This is a genomic window from Arthrobacter sp. TRD_SC_6, from assembly GCF_055361185.1.
The window spans coordinates 3,393,402-3,409,491 of the sequence record NZ_CM143953.1 but is presented as its reverse complement, the minus strand read 5'-3'; the positions used below and the strand labels follow the sequence as shown (position 1 = coordinate 3,409,491).

11 protein-coding genes and 1 tRNA gene are annotated in these 16,090 nt (G+C 61.5%); 10 read left to right on the top strand and 2 right to left on the bottom strand.

Annotation, left to right across the window (positions count from 1 at the left end; genetic code table 11):
- Window positions 1-4: 4 nt before the first annotated feature.
- Window positions 5-1,231: a pyridoxal phosphate-dependent aminotransferase gene (locus ACWA1U_RS16185; protein WP_463723166.1), complete on the bottom strand. Its 1,227-nt coding sequence runs from the start codon at window positions 1,229-1,231 to the stop codon at window positions 5-7.
- Window positions 1,232-1,514: 283 nt separating this feature from the next.
- Between ACWA1U_RS16185 and ACWA1U_RS16180 the strand changes: the two genes are divergently transcribed.
- The 8 genes from ACWA1U_RS16180 (at window position 1,515) to rplL (ending at window position 6,846) form a co-directional block, all read left to right on the top strand.
- Window positions 1,515-1,587: transfer RNA gene (locus tag ACWA1U_RS16180), tRNA-Trp, on the top strand.
- A 105-nt stretch (window positions 1,588-1,692) separates the two neighbouring features.
- The gene (gene secE, locus ACWA1U_RS16175; protein WP_463723165.1) at window positions 1,693-1,953 is read left to right on the top strand and encodes a preprotein translocase subunit SecE; all 261 of its coding nucleotides are present in this window, start codon (window positions 1,693-1,695) and stop codon (window positions 1,951-1,953) included.
- 61 nt (window positions 1,954-2,014) lie between these two features.
- Complete coding sequence (nusG, locus tag ACWA1U_RS16170; RefSeq protein WP_463723164.1) at window positions 2,015-2,848, top strand: transcription termination/antitermination protein NusG; 834 nt, start codon at window positions 2,015-2,017, stop codon at window positions 2,846-2,848.
- 132 nt (window positions 2,849-2,980) lie between these two features.
- Window positions 2,981-3,409 (top strand): 50S ribosomal protein L11, encoded by a 429-nt coding sequence (rplK, locus tag ACWA1U_RS16165; RefSeq protein WP_463723163.1) that lies wholly within the window; start codon window positions 2,981-2,983, stop codon window positions 3,407-3,409.
- Between the two features lie 209 nt (window positions 3,410-3,618).
- On the top strand, window positions 3,619-4,326 hold the full coding sequence (gene rplA / locus ACWA1U_RS16160; RefSeq protein WP_463723162.1) for a 50S ribosomal protein L1: 708 nt from the start codon (window positions 3,619-3,621) through the stop codon (window positions 4,324-4,326).
- 131 nt (window positions 4,327-4,457) lie between these two features.
- On the top strand, window positions 4,458-5,555 hold the full coding sequence (locus ACWA1U_RS16155) for a GNAT family N-acetyltransferase (protein ID WP_463723161.1): 1,098 nt from the start codon (window positions 4,458-4,460) through the stop codon (window positions 5,553-5,555).
- Window positions 5,556-5,808: 253 nt separating this feature from the next.
- A complete protein-coding gene (gene rplJ, locus ACWA1U_RS16150; RefSeq protein WP_463723160.1) occupies window positions 5,809-6,408 on the top strand; it encodes a 50S ribosomal protein L10 in 600 nt (199 codons plus the stop codon).
- A gap of 60 nt (window positions 6,409-6,468) precedes the next feature.
- The gene (rplL, locus tag ACWA1U_RS16145) at window positions 6,469-6,846 is read left to right on the top strand and encodes a 50S ribosomal protein L7/L12 (RefSeq protein WP_463723159.1); all 378 of its coding nucleotides are present in this window, start codon (window positions 6,469-6,471) and stop codon (window positions 6,844-6,846) included.
- An 84-nt stretch (window positions 6,847-6,930) separates the two neighbouring features.
- Here rplL and ACWA1U_RS16140 read toward each other — a convergent pair whose 3' ends face one another.
- Window positions 6,931-8,145, bottom strand: coding sequence for an acetyl-CoA C-acetyltransferase (locus ACWA1U_RS16140; RefSeq protein WP_463723158.1), 1,215 nt, complete (start codon window positions 8,143-8,145; stop codon window positions 6,931-6,933).
- Between the two features lie 361 nt (window positions 8,146-8,506).
- Here ACWA1U_RS16140 and rpoB point away from each other — a divergent pair, with 361 nt between their 5' ends.
- Together rpoB and ACWA1U_RS16130 are read left to right on the top strand one after the other, a co-directional pair.
- Window positions 8,507-12,016: a DNA-directed RNA polymerase subunit beta gene (rpoB, locus tag ACWA1U_RS16135; protein WP_463723157.1), complete on the top strand. Its 3,510-nt coding sequence runs from the start codon at window positions 8,507-8,509 to the stop codon at window positions 12,014-12,016.
- A 125-nt stretch (window positions 12,017-12,141) separates the two neighbouring features.
- Window positions 12,142-16,035 carry a DNA-directed RNA polymerase subunit beta' gene (locus ACWA1U_RS16130; RefSeq protein ID WP_463723156.1) on the top strand — a complete coding sequence of 1,298 codons (3,894 nt, stop codon included), beginning with the start codon at window positions 12,142-12,144 and terminating at the stop codon, window positions 16,033-16,035.
- Window positions 16,036-16,090: the final 55 nt, after the last annotated feature.

Below are 16,090 nucleotides of genomic sequence, written 5' to 3'. Positions count from 1 at the left end.
GAGCTCAGCGGGCTGATCCGAGGAATTGCTGGAGCCGGCCGACGCCTTCTGCCAGATCCTCATCACCGAGTGCATAGGACAGGCGGATGAATCCGCTCGGGCCGAACGCCTCGCCCGGAACAACCGCCACCTCGACCTTGTCCAGGATCAGTGCGGCCAACTCCGTCGAGGTCTCTGGCGTCGCACCGGCAATCTGCCGCCCCAGCAGGTTGCGCACATCCGCATACGCATAAAACGCGCCGTGCGGGACAGGGCACTCGACGCCGTCGATCTCGTTCAAAGCCGAAACCATGGCACGACGACGGCGGTCGAAAGCCTTCTTCATCTCCTCCACCGCGGTGAGCGGCCCGGAAACCGCGGCCAGCGCTGCCATCTGGGAGACGTTCGCTACGTTCGAGGTTGCGTGGGACTGGAGGTTCGTTGCTGCCTTGATGACGTCCTTCGGGCCGATCATCCAGCCGACGCGCCAGCCGGTCATCGCGTAGGTCTTGGCGACGCCATTCAGGATCACAACGCGGTCACCCAGCGCTGGAGCCGCAGTGGCAATGGAAGTGAAGGGGACGCCGTCGTAGGTCAGGTGTTCATAGATTTCGTCGGTGATGACCCACAGGCCGTTGGCAGCGGCCCATTCGCCGATTTCGCGCACCTGCTCAGGGGAGTACACAGACCCTGTGGGGTTGGAGGGCGACACGAACAACAGCACCTTTGTGCGGGGTGTGCGGGCGGCCTCCAACTGCTCCACAGTCACGAGGTAGGACTGCTCGGGTCCAGCGAAGACCTCGACGGGTACGCCGCCCGCCAACCGGATGGCCTCCGGGTAGGTAGTCCAGTACGGCGTGGGGACCAGCACTTCATCCCCCGGATCAAGCAGGGTGGCGAAGGATTGGTAGACAGCCTGCTTGCCGCCGTTGGTCACCAGCACCTGCGAGGGCTCAACCAGGTAACCCGAATCGCGCCTCGTCTTCTCAGCGATCGCGTCCCGGAGCTCCGGGAGGCCACCCGCGGGGGAGTATCGGTGGAACCGGGGCTGCCGCGCGGCGGCGATAGCCGCTTCCACGATGTAGTCAGGGGTGGCGAAGTCCGGTTCCCCTGCTCCGAATCCAATCACCGGACGCCCCGCTGCCTTGAGCGCCTTCGCCTTTGCATCGACGGCCAGCGTGGCTGATTCGGCAATCGAAGCGATCCGCCGGGAAACGCGTGCGGCGGAAGGCAGGGGCAGGTCGGCAGTCATGGTCTTCCCGTCGGTAGGACTGATGTGTCGCGTATGAGAACTGATTGTGTCCAAGGCAATAAGCTCGGACCCCCACCAGCTTAGGGCTTCAGGTACACGCGATGCCCGCCTGGACGCGGCACATGACTGCTGGTTTCATGAGCGTTTCCGGGGTCCGGTGCCCGGTTCGACGTTGCGTCCCGGATTGCGTAGACTAGATCCTCGGTGTTGAAATCGCCATGATGTCCCATGCCTGCTGAAGAGTTTGCGGCGGGTCCTTAGGCACTGGCGTAATTCATCCCAAAGGGTAGTGGCGCAATTGGTAGCGCAGCGGTCTCCAAAACCGCAGGTTGCAGGTTCGAGTCCTGTCTGCCCTGCGCATCACCGTCATGAACAGCATGCGGCAGTGCGGCGTTGAACGCTCAAAGAGTGATTGGTCAGTGAGGCCCGCTCAGGAACCTACAAGATTGATGAGGTTGAAGGTGACCGATACAGCTGAGAGTAGCTCCAAGGGAAGCCCCTCCGGCAACCAGGAGCCCAAGCGCGGGTTCTTCGGTCGAATCATCCTTTTTGTACGTCAGATCGTCGCTGAACTGCGCAAGGTGGTCGTGCCTACCCGCAGGGAGCTGGTGCGGTACACCATCACCGTCATGGTGTTCGTGATCATCATGATTCTCATCGTGACCGGCTTGGACTACCTGTTCGGCACCGGCGCGGTGTGGCTCTTTGGCGGCGAAAGCTAGCTTCTGCCCACTTCAAGGGCAGTATCGAGCAAGTACAGCAATGCAGAAAGCAGGCAGCTAGGTGTCCGAGCAAGAACTCGATCAACAGATTGAAACCGAAGAGGAAGATCTGAGTACCGAGGATCAGGATCAGGTAACCACGGCAGGCGCAGAAGACGCACCTGCCGAAGCTGTTGCGCCCGAAAATGGCGAAGAGTCCGCTGAAGGTTCAGAGCCTGCGGAAGATTCAGAGCTTGTAGAAGACGGAGAGCCTGCGGTAGACGGAGAGCTTGCGGAAGACGCAGAGCCCGAGGTTGACCCGGTCGCCGACTTCAAGGCCAAGCTTCGCCGCCAGGACGGCGACTGGTACGTCATCCACTCGTACGCGGGTTATGAGAACCGCGTGAAGGCAAACCTTGAGACCCGCATCCAGACCCTGGACATGGAAGATTACATCTTCGAGATCCAGGTGCCCATGGAAGAGGTCGTCGAGATCAAGAACACCACGCGGAAGATCGTCAACCGCGTGCGTATCCCCGGCTACGTCCTGGTCCGGATGGAACTCACAGATGAGTCCTGGGGCGCCGTGCGGCACACCCCTGGCGTCACCGGATTCGTCGGAAACGCCCATGATCCTGTCCCCCTGAGCCTCAATGAAGTGTTCTCCATGCTGGAGCACACCATCGTGAAGGCCGGAACCGAGGGCGGCAAGCAGGCTCAGGCCAACGCCACGCCTGTAACGGTCAACTTCGAGATCGGCGAGTCCGTCACCGTCAACGAGGGTCCGTTCGAAACGCTCCCGGCCTCAATCTCGGAGATCAAGCCGGAATCGCAGCAACTGGTGGTGCTCGTCTCTATCTTCGAGCGCGAAACCCCGGTAACGCTCTCGTTCAGCCAGGTCACCAAGATCCAGTAGTACGCAACCAAAGTTTTCGTTCTCGCCGGGTGAGCTTTAGCCCGGCAGGACGGCCGGCCGCCACGCCATGGTGGCCACCATCCACGGGACGCTCCTGTCCCGCGGAACGAAATGTAAGAGAAGGACCCTTTCATGGCCCCTAAGAAAAAGGTCACCGGCCTCATCAAGCTGCAGATCAACGCAGGTGCTGCTAACCCGGCTCCTCCGATCGGCCCTGCGCTTGGCCAGCACGGTGTCAACATCATGGAATTCTGCAAGGCGTACAACGCCGCGACGGAATCACAGCGCGGAAACGTTGTTCCCGTGGAAATCACGGTGTACGAGGATCGCTCGTTCACCTTCATCACCAAGACCCCGCCGGCTGCTGAGCTGATCAAGAAAGCTGCGGGAGTTCAGAAGGGCTCTGCTACGCCTCACACCGTCAAGGTTGCGAAGCTCACGCAGGCTCAGGTTGAGGAAATCGCCACCATGAAGATGGAAGACCTCAACGCCAACGATGTCCAGGCTGCGGCCAAGATCATCGCGGGTACCGCCCGGTCGATGGGCATCACCGTCGGCTAACGAGGAGTTTACGTACGGTGGAGCCGAGGAACGAGGATCCGCCGGGAGTAAGCCCCGCAAGTTGGGCGAAAATCAAGCACGTCGGCTAACTGGCGAAAGCCAACACGCACTACACATAATCAAAAAGAGCAATTTGCCCCTTGGGGCGGTTGCCTGTGGCAGGGCCGAGCGCGGTCCGCAGACCACAACTGCATAAGGAGAAAGAGCAGATGGCAAAGCGCAGCAAAGCATATGAGGCAGCTGCCGCCAAGATTGACGCGGACAAGCAGTACGCGCCGGTCGAGGCAGTAAACCTGGCGAAGGACACCAACCCGTCGTCGTTTGACGCAACTGTTGAGGTGGCTTTCCGCCTCGGCGTTGACCCCCGCAAGGCAGATCAGATGGTGCGCGGCACCGTCAACCTGCCCCACGGCACCGGCAAGACCAAGCGCGTTCTTGTTTTCGCTACCGGCGACAAGGCTGAAGCGGCAATTGCTGCAGGCGCCGACTTCGTTGGTTCCGACGACATGATCGAGAAGGTTGCCGGCGGCTGGGTCGACTTCGACGCAGCAGTTGCAACCCCTGACCTCATGGGCAAGGTTGGTCGCCTGGGCAAGGTCCTGGGTCCCCGTAACCTGATGCCTAACCCGAAGACCGGCACTGTGACCCCAGACGTGGCCAAGGCCGTGAACGACATCAAGGGCGGAAAGATCGACTTCCGGGTCGACAAGCACTCCAACCTTCACTTCATCATCGGCAAGGTGTCCTTCGACGCCACCAAGCTGGTTGAGAACTACGCGATTGCTCTGGAAGAGGTGCTTCGCCTGAAGCCATCCGCTTCCAAGGGCCGCTACATCCAGAAGGCAACGGTAAGCACCACCTTCGGTCCGAGCATCTCGGTTGACCCCAACGTCACCAAGGTTCTCGCAGACGCATAAGCAAATGGCACAGCGGAAGGCGGGTGGAGCTCACGCTCCGCCCGCCTTCACGTTTAACCGAGCATCGAAGAAGTTGCCCTGATCATGGCTTAGTGATTGACAGTTCCCAATCACTAAGCCATGCTTTCCATATGACCATCACCGCTGCCAGCATCGTCAGGTACGCGCTTCCGCCCTCCCTTGAGGTGCCTGAAGCCCGGCCATTCATTGAGGCCTCAGATCTCAGCAACCTCATCGAGCGAGAGATCTGGGGCACCGATGACCACAGCTTCTCGGCTGAAACCCGCTTCGAGAACGCACGCCCCAATGAGTATGAGGAACGCACCACCTTCCTGGCCTTCGAGGGGGAACGGGTGGTCGGGAAGGCCGTCGTCAATGTCCCCCTGACCGATAACCTCCACACGTGCTATGCCTACGTCCTGGTACATCCGGAAGCTCGACGCCGGGGTATCGGCACGGCGCTGTATGCAGCGGTCGAGGGCCATGCGTCCTCGAAGGGCCGTAATACGGTTATGGCCTGGACGGATCAACGCGCAGGTTTCAACACGTTGGAGGATGGACTTGTCCCGGCTACGGGAGCCGGCTCATTCCCCTCGCAAAGCCTTCCCGCCCAATTCGCAAACCACTTTGGCTACACGCTGGCGCAGGTGGATCGCGCGAGTGTCCTCTTGGCGAGCAGGGGTGCTCAGCTGGAGAACCTCGCTCTGGAGGCGGCCAGGAAGGCCGGGCCGGATTACGCCGTCGTCGACTGGATGGACCGGTGTCCTGACGGGCTGCTCGACCAGTACGCCCAGTTGCGGAAAACCATGAGCACAGACGTCCCTATGGGTGAGCTGAATTGGGAAGAGGAAGTTTGGGACGGTGCGCGGGTGCGCGAGGGGGAGGAGCGGCTGGCCCGCGAGGGGGGCAGTAGCCTGGTTCGGGTCGTCCTCCATAAGCCAACCGGGAAGCTGGTTGGCCATACGGTTTTGGAATGCCGGGCCGAAAAGCCGGACACCGTGTACCAGGAAGACACGCTGGTACTGTCCGCGCACCGCGGACACCGCCTGGGCATGTGGTTGAAGGCTGAGAACCTGATTGCCGTGGCCTCGGCGTGGCCCAAAGCCGAGCGCATCTTCACTTGGAATGCGGAAGAGAACCGCCACATGCTCGCTGTGAACGTGGAGCTCGGCTTTGAACCGGTGGGTTACACGGCGGCGTGGCAGAAACTATTGGTCCAATCCTCTTGATTTGGAGGGGACTAACCCCATCCCGTACGCTTGAGGAACCAAAGACCGTCGGTCGATGATCACCCTGTATTCCAAACCGCATTTTTCTGCGGGCAGGGCGGCATCTGAAAGTTCCCGTAAGGGTGGCCAGCGCAGGTGAACGAAGCTCAACCCTCTTCAGGATTATCCCTGGCTGTGGTCAAGCCCCGTGCATCTGCGCGGGGCATTTTTATTGGAATCGCTGACCTCGCACCAATTCCCCGGAAGGAGGGTTATGGCAACGCCAACAAAGGTTTCGGCCGTGGAGGAAATCACCACTGATTTCAAGGAATCCACCGCCGCTGTCCTAACCGAATACCGTGGGCTCTCCGTTGCACAGCTCAAGGAACTGCGTCGCTCGCTCGGCGCGGAAACCAAATACGCTGTTGTCAAGAACACCCTGACTGGCATTGCAGCCAAGGAAGCCGGCATCGACGCGTTCGAAGGCCAGCTCGCCGGACCAACTGCAATTGCTTTCATCAAGGGTGACGCAGTTGCTGCGGCAAAGAGCCTGACGGATTTCGCGAAGACCAACCCACAGCTCATCATCAAGACCGGTTACTTCGAGGGCAAGGCCCTCGACGCTTCGGCGGTATCCGCTCTTGCTGCTCTTGAGTCGCGTGAGTTCCAGCTGGCTCGTGTTGCAGGTGTCCTTCAGGCGCCTATGTCAATGCTTGCCCGCGCCGTCGATGCACTGCGCATCAAACTGGAGGAGAACGGGGACGCTGCACCTGCGGCAGCCGCCGAAGCTCCCGCCGCAGAGGAAGCACCCGCAGCAGCGGATGCAGCGCCTGCGGAGGCTGCAGAAGAAGCAGCTGCCCCCGAAGAGAACTAACCTTCTCGCCCACCAATCTCCAGGTGCACCGTGCACCTAATCAGGAAGGATGCTTTTGCCATGGCGAAGCTCACCAACGAAGAGCTCATTGAAGCCTTCAAGGAACTGTCCATCATCGAGCTCTCGGACTTCGTAAAGCTGTTTGAAGAGACCTTTGACGTTACCGCTGCCGCTGTTGCTGTAGCTGGCCCCGCCGGTGGCGGCGCAGGCGAAGTTGAGGAAGAGAAGGATTCCTTCGACGTCGTCCTCGAAGCAGCCGGCGACAAGAAGATCGCGGTTATCAAGGAAGTTCGCGCCCTCACCTCACTTGGCCTCAAGGAAGCCAAAGATGTGGTCGATAGCGCACCCAAGGCTGTCCTCGAAGGCGCTACCAAGGAAGCGGCAGAGAAGGCCAAGGAGGCCCTCGAGGCCGCCGGCGCCACTGTCAGCCTCAAGTAAGTTCCTCGAACCTTTTCGAGATCAAAAAACAGCCCCGGAACCGATTGGTTCCGGGGCTGTTTTGCGTTTGGTGGCGCGCCGAGGTCAGTCGCGGTAGAGCAGCAGGGCCTCACCCTGACCGCCGCCTCCGCAGAGGGAAACCGCTGCCTTACCGCCGTCACGGCGGTCAAGCTCAAGAGCGGCGTGCAGGGCAAGCCGGGCACCGGATGCTCCAATGGGATGGCCAAGCGCAATGGCCCCGCCGTGCAGGTTGCACTTGTCGAGCGGGATGTCGAGGTCCTTGAGGGACTGGCATGCAACCGACCCGAACGCTTCGTTGATTTCGATGAAGTCGAGATCGCTCGCTGACCATCCTGCACGGTCAAGCGCCTGGGCAATGGCGCGGGAGGGCTGGGAGTGCAATGAGTTGTCCGGACCGGCAACCTGGCCAGGCTTGCCGACGACGGCGAATATCTTCAAGCCCCGCTCTTCAGCGTGCGCGCGCGAGGTAAGCACCAGTGCTGCTGCTCCGTCGGATAAAGGGGAGGAGTTGCCCGCCGTGATGGAACCTTCCTTGTCGAAGGCAGGCCTCAAACCGGCGAGGGTGTCAACCGTGGTGTTGGGCCGCACGCCTTCATCCTGGGTGATCACCACATCGTCGCCCTTCCGCTGCGGCACGTGAACGGGGACAATCTCGTCGTCGAACACCCCCGACTCGGTCGCTACCGCAGCCCGCTGGTGGGACGCCGCCGCTACTTCATCCTGTGCAGCACGTTCAATGCCGAGACTCTTGTTGCCCCGTTCGGTAGAGGACCCCATCGATTCCTGGTCGAAGGCATCGGTCAGGCCGTCATGGGCGACCGAATCCACGGCGGGCATGGTTCCGTAGGTCCAGCCCTGGCGCGCACCGGGCAGCAGGTGCGGTCCGCGCGTCATTGACTCCTGACCGCCGGCGACGACGACGGTCGCCTCGCCGCTCCGGATTAGCCGCGCGGCGTCGATGACCGCGGTCAGGCCGGACAGGCAGACCTTGTTGATGGTCACGGTGGGCACGTCCCAGCCGATGCCCGCTTTGATGGAGGTCTGGCGGGCGGGGTTCTGGCCGCAACCGGCCTGAACCACATGGCCCATGATGACGGCGTCGATCTCTCCTGGTGCTACTGCCGACTTCTCCAGTGCACCGGTCACCGCGAAGGCCCCCAGTTCGACGGCCGTGAAGGAGGCTAACTGCCCGTTCAGGCGCCCCTGTGGGGTTCTGGCCCCGCCGACGATGACGACGTCGTTCGGGTTTCGCTCTGCTGTATTCAGCTCTGGATTCATGGCTGGCTCGCTTTCGTCGTTGAATGTCGCTGCCTGTAAGGGTACCGGCCTCCGGCCCAACTCAGCTAATGATCATTCACTGAAATGGGTAACCAGGAGAGCAGTTGGCGTTGCGGAGGAGCGCTGGCGCATATACCACATTCAGTTAGACATTGTCGCTAGCTTCGCGTAAGGTAGATATTTGCGTCTTCCCTCAAAACCTCAGCCTTCATATAGCGGTGGGCTTCGTCTCGCATTCGTCATTTAACGGCCATCTCCAGCTGGAGGTCTCCGTCCAATGCTTGCGGGCGTCAGGTCAGCACCTCTCCGGTGCGGGGAGAGATCGTACGAACACGCCTGTTGGTCTGTGGAAGGATCCCTCTTGGTCGCCCCGAGCACCTCAATTAACGCAACCGCTACCAGCCAGGTCGACGCCGACGGCGCCGCACCCCGGCTATCATTCGCAAAGATTCACGAACCGCTGGATGTTCCTAATCTTCTTGCCCTTCAGACTGACAGCTTTGACTGGCTGGTCGGTAACGAGCGCTGGAAGGCGCGCGTGGAAGAGGCTTTGGAGCAGAACCTCCCCGGCGTCGCCACGACCTCCGGTCTTGCTGACATCTTCGAAGAGATCTCCCCAATCGAGGACTTCCAGGGAACCATGTCCCTGAGCTTCTCCGAGCCGGAGTTCGCTGACCCGAAGTACACCATGGCGGAATGCAAGGACCGCGACGCAACTTACGCGGCGCCGTTGTACGTCAAGGCCGAGTTCATGAACAACAACACGGGCGAGATCAAGCAGCAGACCGTGTTCATGGGCGACTTCCCACTGATGACGGAAAAGGGCACCTTCGTGATCAACGGCACCGAGCGTGTCGTTGTTTCGCAGCTCGTCCGTTCGCCCGGCGCCTATTTCGAGCGCGCCGCGGACAAGACCAGCGACAAAGACATCTTCAGCGCCAAGATCATCCCTTCGCGCGGTGCCTGGTTCGAGCTGGAGATCGACAAGCGCGACCAGGTCGGCGTTCGCCTTGACCGCAAGCGCAAGCAGTCTGTCACCGTACTCCTCAAGGCCCTTGGCTGGACAGAGGGGCAGATCCTCGAGACGTTCGGCGAGTATGACTCCATCCGCGCCACTCTTGAGAAAGACGCCACGGAGACCCAGGAAGACGCCTTACTGGACATCTACCGGAAGCTTCGCCCGGGAGAGCCCCCCACCGTCGAAGCCGCCAAGACGCTGCTGGACAACCTGTACTTCAACTCGAAGCGCTACGACCTGGCGAAGGTTGGACGTTACAAGATCAACCGCAAGCTCGGCATCGACAAGAACCTCAGCGACGGTGACGCTTCGGTCCTGAACATTGATGACATTGTCGCGATGATCAAGTTCCTGGTTGCCCTGCACGCAGGCGAGAAGACCATTACTGGCAAGCGCGACGGCAATGACGTCGAGCTGCGCGTAGAGGTCGACGACATCGACCACTTCGGTAACCGCCGCATCCGTGCGGTCGGCGAGCTCATCGAGAACCAGGTCCGTACCGGCCTGTCCCGCATGGAGCGCGTTGTCCGTGAGCGCATGACAACCCAGGACGTCGAGGCGATCACGCCGCAGACACTGATCAACATCCGCCCGGTCGTGGCTGCCATCAAGGAGTTCTTCGGAACATCCCAGCTGTCCCAGTTCATGGACCAGAACAACCCGCTCGCCGGCCTGACGCACAAGCGTCGTCTGTCCGCGCTGGGCCCGGGTGGTCTGTCCCGCGACCGCGCAGGCATGGAAGTCCGTGACGTCCACCCCTCGCACTACGGACGCATGTGCCCCATCGAAACCCCTGAAGGCCCGAACATCGGCCTCATCGGTTCGCTGGCATCCTACGGACGCATCAACACCTTCGGCTTCATCGAGACGCCCTACCGCAAGGTTGAGAACGGCATCGTCACCGAACAGATCGACTACCTCACGGCCGACGACGAGGTTGAGCGCCTGATCGCACAGGCAAACGCTCCGCTCGACGCGAACGGCAAGTTCGTGGAGGATATGGTCCTCGTTCGTACCCGTGGTGGTTCCGGCGAGCCCGTTCTGGTGGTAGCTGCAGACGTTGAGTACATGGACGTCTCCCCGCGCCAGATGGTGTCCGTCGCAACTGCGATGATCCCGTTCCTGGAGCACGACGACGCCAACCGTGCCCTCATGGGTGCGAACATGCAGCGCCAGGCCGTGCCCCTGCTCCGTTCCGAGCGTCCCCTGGTGGGAACCGGCATGGAGCGGAACGCCGCTGTCGACGCCGGAGACGCCGTAACTGCCAACAAGGCTGGCGTTATCTCCGAGGTCTCGGCTGACCTGGTAACCGTGCTGAACGACGACGGCACCGAGACCAACTACCCGATCATGAAGTTTGCGCGCTCGAACCAGGGCAACGCCTACAACCAGCGCGTGCTTGTCGCCGAGGGCGACCGCGTTGAGTACAACAGCATCATTGCTGACGGCCCGTCCACCGATCAGGGTGAACTGGCGCTCGGCAAGAACATGCTCGTTGCCTTCATGTCCTGGGAAGGCCACAACTTCGAGGACGCGATCATCCTGTCGCAGCGCATCGTTTCCGACGATGTCCTGACGTCGATCCACATCGAGGAGCACGAGGTCGATGCCCGCGACACCAAGCTTGGTGCCGAGGAAATCACCCGGGATATCCCGAACGTCTCCGAAGAGGTTCTCGGCGCACTCGACGAGCGCGGCATCATCCACATCGGTGCCGAGGTCGAAGCCGGGGACATCCTGGTAGGGCGCGTTACCCCGAAGGGTGAAACTGAACTGACCCCTGAGGAGCGCCTGCTGCGCGCCATCTTCGGTGAGAAGAGCCGCGAGGTTCGCGACACTTCGCTGAAGGTTCCCCACGGCGAGTCGGGCACCGTCATCGGCGTGCGCATCTTCGACCGCGACAACGACGACGAGCTGCCCCCGGGCGTCAACCAGCTGGTCCGCGTCTACGTAGCCCAGAAGCGCAAGATCACAGACGGCGACAAGCTTGCCGGCCGCCACGGTAATAAGGGCGTCATCTCCAAGATCCTGCCGATCGAGGACATGCCGTTCCTGGAGGACGGTACGCCCGTCGACATCGTCCTGAACCCGCTGGGTGTTCCAGGTCGAATGAACGTCGGACAGGTACTGGAGATCCACCTCGGTTGGGCTGCCAAGCAGGGCTGGAAGATCGAGGGCGAGCCCGAGTGGCTCAAGAACCTCCCGAACCTACCTCGCGAGATCGCCTCCACCACCGTCGCAACCCCAGTGTTCGACGGCGCCACAGAGGACGAGATCGTCGGCCTGCTCGGTTCCACGAACGTCACCCGCGACGGGCAGCGCCTCATCGGCGAGTCCGGCAAGGCCTGGATGTTCGACGGCCGCTCCGGCGAGCCGTTCCCGGACCCGATCTCCGTTGGCTACATGTACATCCTGAAGCTTCACCACCTGGTGGACGACAAGATTCACGCCCGTTCCACTGGTCCGTACTCGATGATCACGCAGCAGCCGCTGGGTGGTAAGGCGCAGTTCGGCGGACAGCGCTTCGGTGAGATGGAAGTGTGGGCGCTTGAGGCTTACGGCGCGGCTTACACGCTGCAGGAACTCCTGACCATCAAGTCGGATGACATCCACGGACGCGTCAAGGTGTACGAGGCCATCGTCAAGGGCGAGAACATTCCGGAGCCAGGCGTTCCGGAGTCGTTCAAGGTTCTGATCAAGGAAATGCAGTCGCTGTGCCTGAACGTGGAAGTCCTCTCCACTGACGGCACCACGATTGAGATGCGTGACTCGGATGAAGAAGTCTTCCGGGCCGCGGAAGAGCTGGGCATCGACCTTTCACGGGCCGAGCCGAGTTCTGTCGAAGAGGTCTAGCGACCACCGGATTATGGCTGGACCGGCGTCTCAGATGCCGGTCCAGCCACCGGTACCGCTCAGCTCCTCCTTCCCGCACCCCGTGTGACTTCAAGAATTTAGAGATAAAGAGAGACAGGGACCATATGTCCAGCGAATCCTCATTCGGCCTCATGCGAATCGGCCTGGCCACCGCGGAAGAGATCCGCGGTTGGTCGTACGGCGAAGTGAAGAAGCCGGAAACCATCAACTACCGCACGCTCAAGCCCGAGAAGGACGGACTCTTCTGTGAGAAGATCTTCGGTCCTTCACGCGACTGGGAATGCTACTGCGGCAAGTACAAGCGCGTGCGCTTCAAGGGCATCATCTGCGAGCGGTGTGGCGTTGAGGTCACCCGCGCGAAGGTGCGCCGCGAGCGTATGGGCCACATCGAGCTCGCAGCTCCCGTAACCCACATCTGGTACTTCAAGGGCGTCCCTTCACGCCTTGGCTACCTCCTTGACCTGGCACCGAAGGACCTTGAGAAGGTCATCTACTTCGCGGCCTACATGATCACCGCCGTCGACGAGGAAAACCGTCACGCCGAACTGCCGAACCTCCAGGCCGAACACGACCTCGAGAAGAAGCAGCTGGTTGACCAGCGCGATTCAGACATCGCGACGATCGCCAGGGACCTCGAGGACGAGCTTGCCCGCCTCGAGGGTGAGGGCGCCAAGGCTGCCGACAAGAAGAAGGCCCGTGACTCCGCCGATCGCCAGATGGCGAACCTGCGCAAGCGTGCCGACGCCGAGATCGAGCGCCTCGAGCAGGTCTGGGACCGTTTCAAGAACCTCAAGGTTGCTGACCTTGAGGGCGACGAAGGGCTCTACCGCGAGCTTCGCGACCGTTACGGACTGTACTTCGAAGGCTCCATGGGCGCCGAGGCCATCAAGCGGCGCCTCGAGAACTTCGACATGCAGGCTGAAGCTGACCTTCTGCGCGACATCATCCAGAACGGAAAGGGTCAGCGGAAGACGCGCGCCCTGAAGCGACTGAAGGTTGTCAACGCATTCCTCACCACCACCAATAGCCCGCTGGGCATGGTGCTCGACGCAGTACCGGTGATCCCGCCGGAACTGCGGCCGATGGTACAGCTGGACGGTGGCCGTTTCGCGACCTCCGACCTGAACGACCTGTACCGCCGCGTGATTAACCGCAACAACCGCCTGAAGCGCCTGCTGGATCTCGGTGCTCCCGAGATCATCGTGAACAACGAAAAGCGGATGCTCCAGGAAGCAGTCGATTCCCTCTTCGACAACGGCCGTCGCGGCCGTCCGGTCACCGGACCAGGTAACCGTCCGTTGAAGTCGCTCTCCGACATGCTCAAGGGCAAGCAGGGCCGCTTCCGTCAGAACCTGCTCGGCAAGCGCGTGGACTACTCGGGCCGTTCGGTCATCGTCGTCGGCCCGCAGCTGAAGCTGCACCAGTGTGGTCTGCCCAAGCAGATGGCCCTGGAACTCTTCAAGCCTTTCGTCATGAAGCGCCTGGTTGACCTGAACCATGCCCAGAACATCAAGAGTGCCAAGCGGATGGTTGAGCGTTACCGCCCGCAGGTCTGGGACGTACTCGAAGAGATCATCACCGAACACCCGGTACTGCTGAACCGTGCACCTACCCTGCACCGGCTCGGCATCCAGGCGTTCGAGCCGCAGCTGGTTGAAGGTAAGGCCCTTCAGCTGCACCCTCTGGTTTGTGGTGCGTTCAACGCAGACTTCGACGGCGACCAGATGGCAGTACACCTGCCGCTGAGCCCCGAAGCCCAGGCGGAGGCGCGCATCCTGATGCTCTCCTCGAACAACATCCTCAAGCCGTCCGACGGCCGCCCGGTTACCCTGCCTTCGCAGGATATGATCATCGGCCTGCACCACCTCACCACCAAGCGTGAGGGAGCAGCAGGGGAGGGGCGCGTCTTCTCCAGCCCCGCCGAAGCGATCATGGCATTCGACTCCGGTGAGCTGCACCTGAACTCGGTTGTCCGAATCCGTGTTCCGAACTTCGTACCGGGTCCCGACACCCCAGCTCCTGAGGGCTGGGAAGAGGGCACTCCGGCACTCATTGAAACCTCGCTCGGACAGGTCATGTTCAACGAGACACTGCCCGAGGACTACCCATGGGTTGAGAAGGTTGCGGACAAGGGCCAGCTTTCGACGATCGTCAACGACCTCGCCGAGCGCTACCCGAAGGTTGTCACGGCTGCAACGCTGGATAACCTGAAGGACTCCGGTTTCTACTGGGCAACCCGCTCGGGCGTAACCGTGGCAATCTCCGACATCTCCGCGCCGATCAACAAGGCCGGGATCATGGAGGGCTACGAGATACAGGCCGCCAAGGTCCAGGCGCAGTTCGACAAGGGTCTGATCGCCGATGAAGAGCGTCGTCAGGAACTCATCGACATCTGGAACAAGGCAACCAATGAGGTAGCCGAGTCCATGCGTGGAGCGATGCCGAAGGACAACACCATCAACCGCATGGTTTCCTCCGGTGCTCGCGGTAACTGGCTGCAGGTTCGCCAGATTGCCGGTATCCGTGGCCTCGTGGCAAACCCGAAGGGCGAGATCATCCCGCGCCCCATCAAGTCCTCGTACCGCGAGGGCCTGTCGGTGCTGGAATACTTCATCGCCACCCACGGCGCCCGTAAGGGTCTCGCGGATACCGCCCTGCGTACGGCGAACTCGGGTTACCTCACCCGCCGTCTCGTCGACGTGTCCCAGGACGTCATTGTTCGCGAAGACGACTGCGGGACCGAGCGTGGACTGAATGTCACCATCGCGGTTCCCAACCACGACGGCGAGCTCGTACTGCACGAGGAAGTCGAAAACTCGGCCTACGCACGCACCCTGGCGACCGACGTCGTCGATTCCAAGGGTGAGGTGCTTGCACCCGCGGGTTCCGATGTCGGCGACGTACTGATCGGTCAGCTGTTCTCGGCCGGCGTCACGGACATCAAGATCCGGTCCGTGCTCACCTGCGAGTCCAGCGTGGGCACCTGTGCCTTGTGCTACGGCCGTTCGCTTGCCACCGGCAAGACCGTGGACATCGGTGAAGCTGTCGGCATCATCGCCGCGCAGTCAATCGGTGAGCCAGGTACGCAGCTGACCATGCGTACCTTCCACACCGGTGGTGTTGCCTCGGCCGAGGACATCACCCAGGGTCTGCCCCGTATCCAGGAGCTCTTCGAAGCGCGTACGCCTAAGGGTGTTGCACCGATCTCCGAGGTTGCCGGCCGGGTCACCATCGAGGACGCAGAGAAGCAGCTGCGCATTGTGGTCACTCCGGACGACGGTTCCGAAGAGATTGCGTACCCGGTCCTGCGCCGTGCACGCATCCTGGTGTCGGATGGCGATCACGTGGAGGTCGGTCAGCAGCTGGTCTTCGGTGCAGTCGATCCCAAGCAGATCCTCCGTATCCTCGGCCCCCGCAAGACCCAGGAATTCCTTGTGGACGAGGTTCAGCGCGTGTACCGCAGCCAGGGCGTAGGCATCCACGACAAGCACGTGGAAGTTATCGTCCGGCAGATGCTACGCCGCGTAACCGTCATCGAGTCCGGCGATTCCGCGCTGCTCCCCGGTGAGCTGGCTGAACGTCGCCGTTTCGAGGACGAAAACCGCCGCGTGGTATCCGAGGGCAAGAAGCCGGCCTCCGGCCGTCCCGAGCTCATGGGTATCACCAAGGCGTCGCTGGCCACCGAGTCCTGGTTGTCCGCTGCATCGTTCCAGGAGACCACGCGTGTTCTCACGCAGGCCGCCATGGAAGGCAAGAGCGATCCGCTGCTCGGCCTCAAGGAGAACGTGATCATCGGTAAGCTCATCCCGGCCGGAACCGGCCTGGATCGCTACACGAAGGTCACTGTTGAACCGACCGAGGAAGCCAAGGCGAACCTGTTCACTGGTCCGAGCGCGTTCAGCGACTTCGACTACGCGGGTGTCGACGGCGGACTGAGCCCCGAGTTCCACGCGATTCCGCTGGATGACTACGACATGGGTTCAAGCGACTTCCGCTAAGAAACCGAGCTAGTCAGTAGGAGAGGGGCCGGGACAGCTGTCCCGGCCCCTTTGC

Excerpts from the sequence above, each read along its gene's own strand:
- ACWA1U_RS16185 (WP_463723166.1), bottom strand. The coding sequence starts at position 1,231 with ATGACTGCCGACCTGCCCCTGCCTTCCGCCGCACGCGTTTCCCGGCGG.
- rplK (WP_463723163.1), top strand. The coding sequence starts at position 2,981 with ATGGCCCCTAAGAAAAAGGTCACCGGCCTCATCAAGCTGCAGATCAAC.
- rplA (WP_463723162.1), top strand. The coding sequence starts at position 3,619 with ATGGCAAAGCGCAGCAAAGCATATGAGGCAGCTGCCGCCAAGATTGAC.
- ACWA1U_RS16155 (WP_463723161.1), top strand. The coding sequence starts at position 4,458 with ATGACCATCACCGCTGCCAGCATCGTCAGGTACGCGCTTCCGCCCTCC.
- rplJ (WP_463723160.1), top strand. The coding sequence starts at position 5,809 with ATGGCAACGCCAACAAAGGTTTCGGCCGTGGAGGAAATCACCACTGAT.
- rplL (WP_463723159.1), top strand. The coding sequence starts at position 6,469 with ATGGCGAAGCTCACCAACGAAGAGCTCATTGAAGCCTTCAAGGAACTG.
- ACWA1U_RS16140 (WP_463723158.1), bottom strand. The coding sequence starts at position 8,145 with ATGAATCCAGAGCTGAATACAGCAGAGCGAAACCCGAACGACGTCGTC.
- ACWA1U_RS16130 (WP_463723156.1), top strand. The coding sequence starts at position 12,142 with ATGTCCAGCGAATCCTCATTCGGCCTCATGCGAATCGGCCTGGCCACC.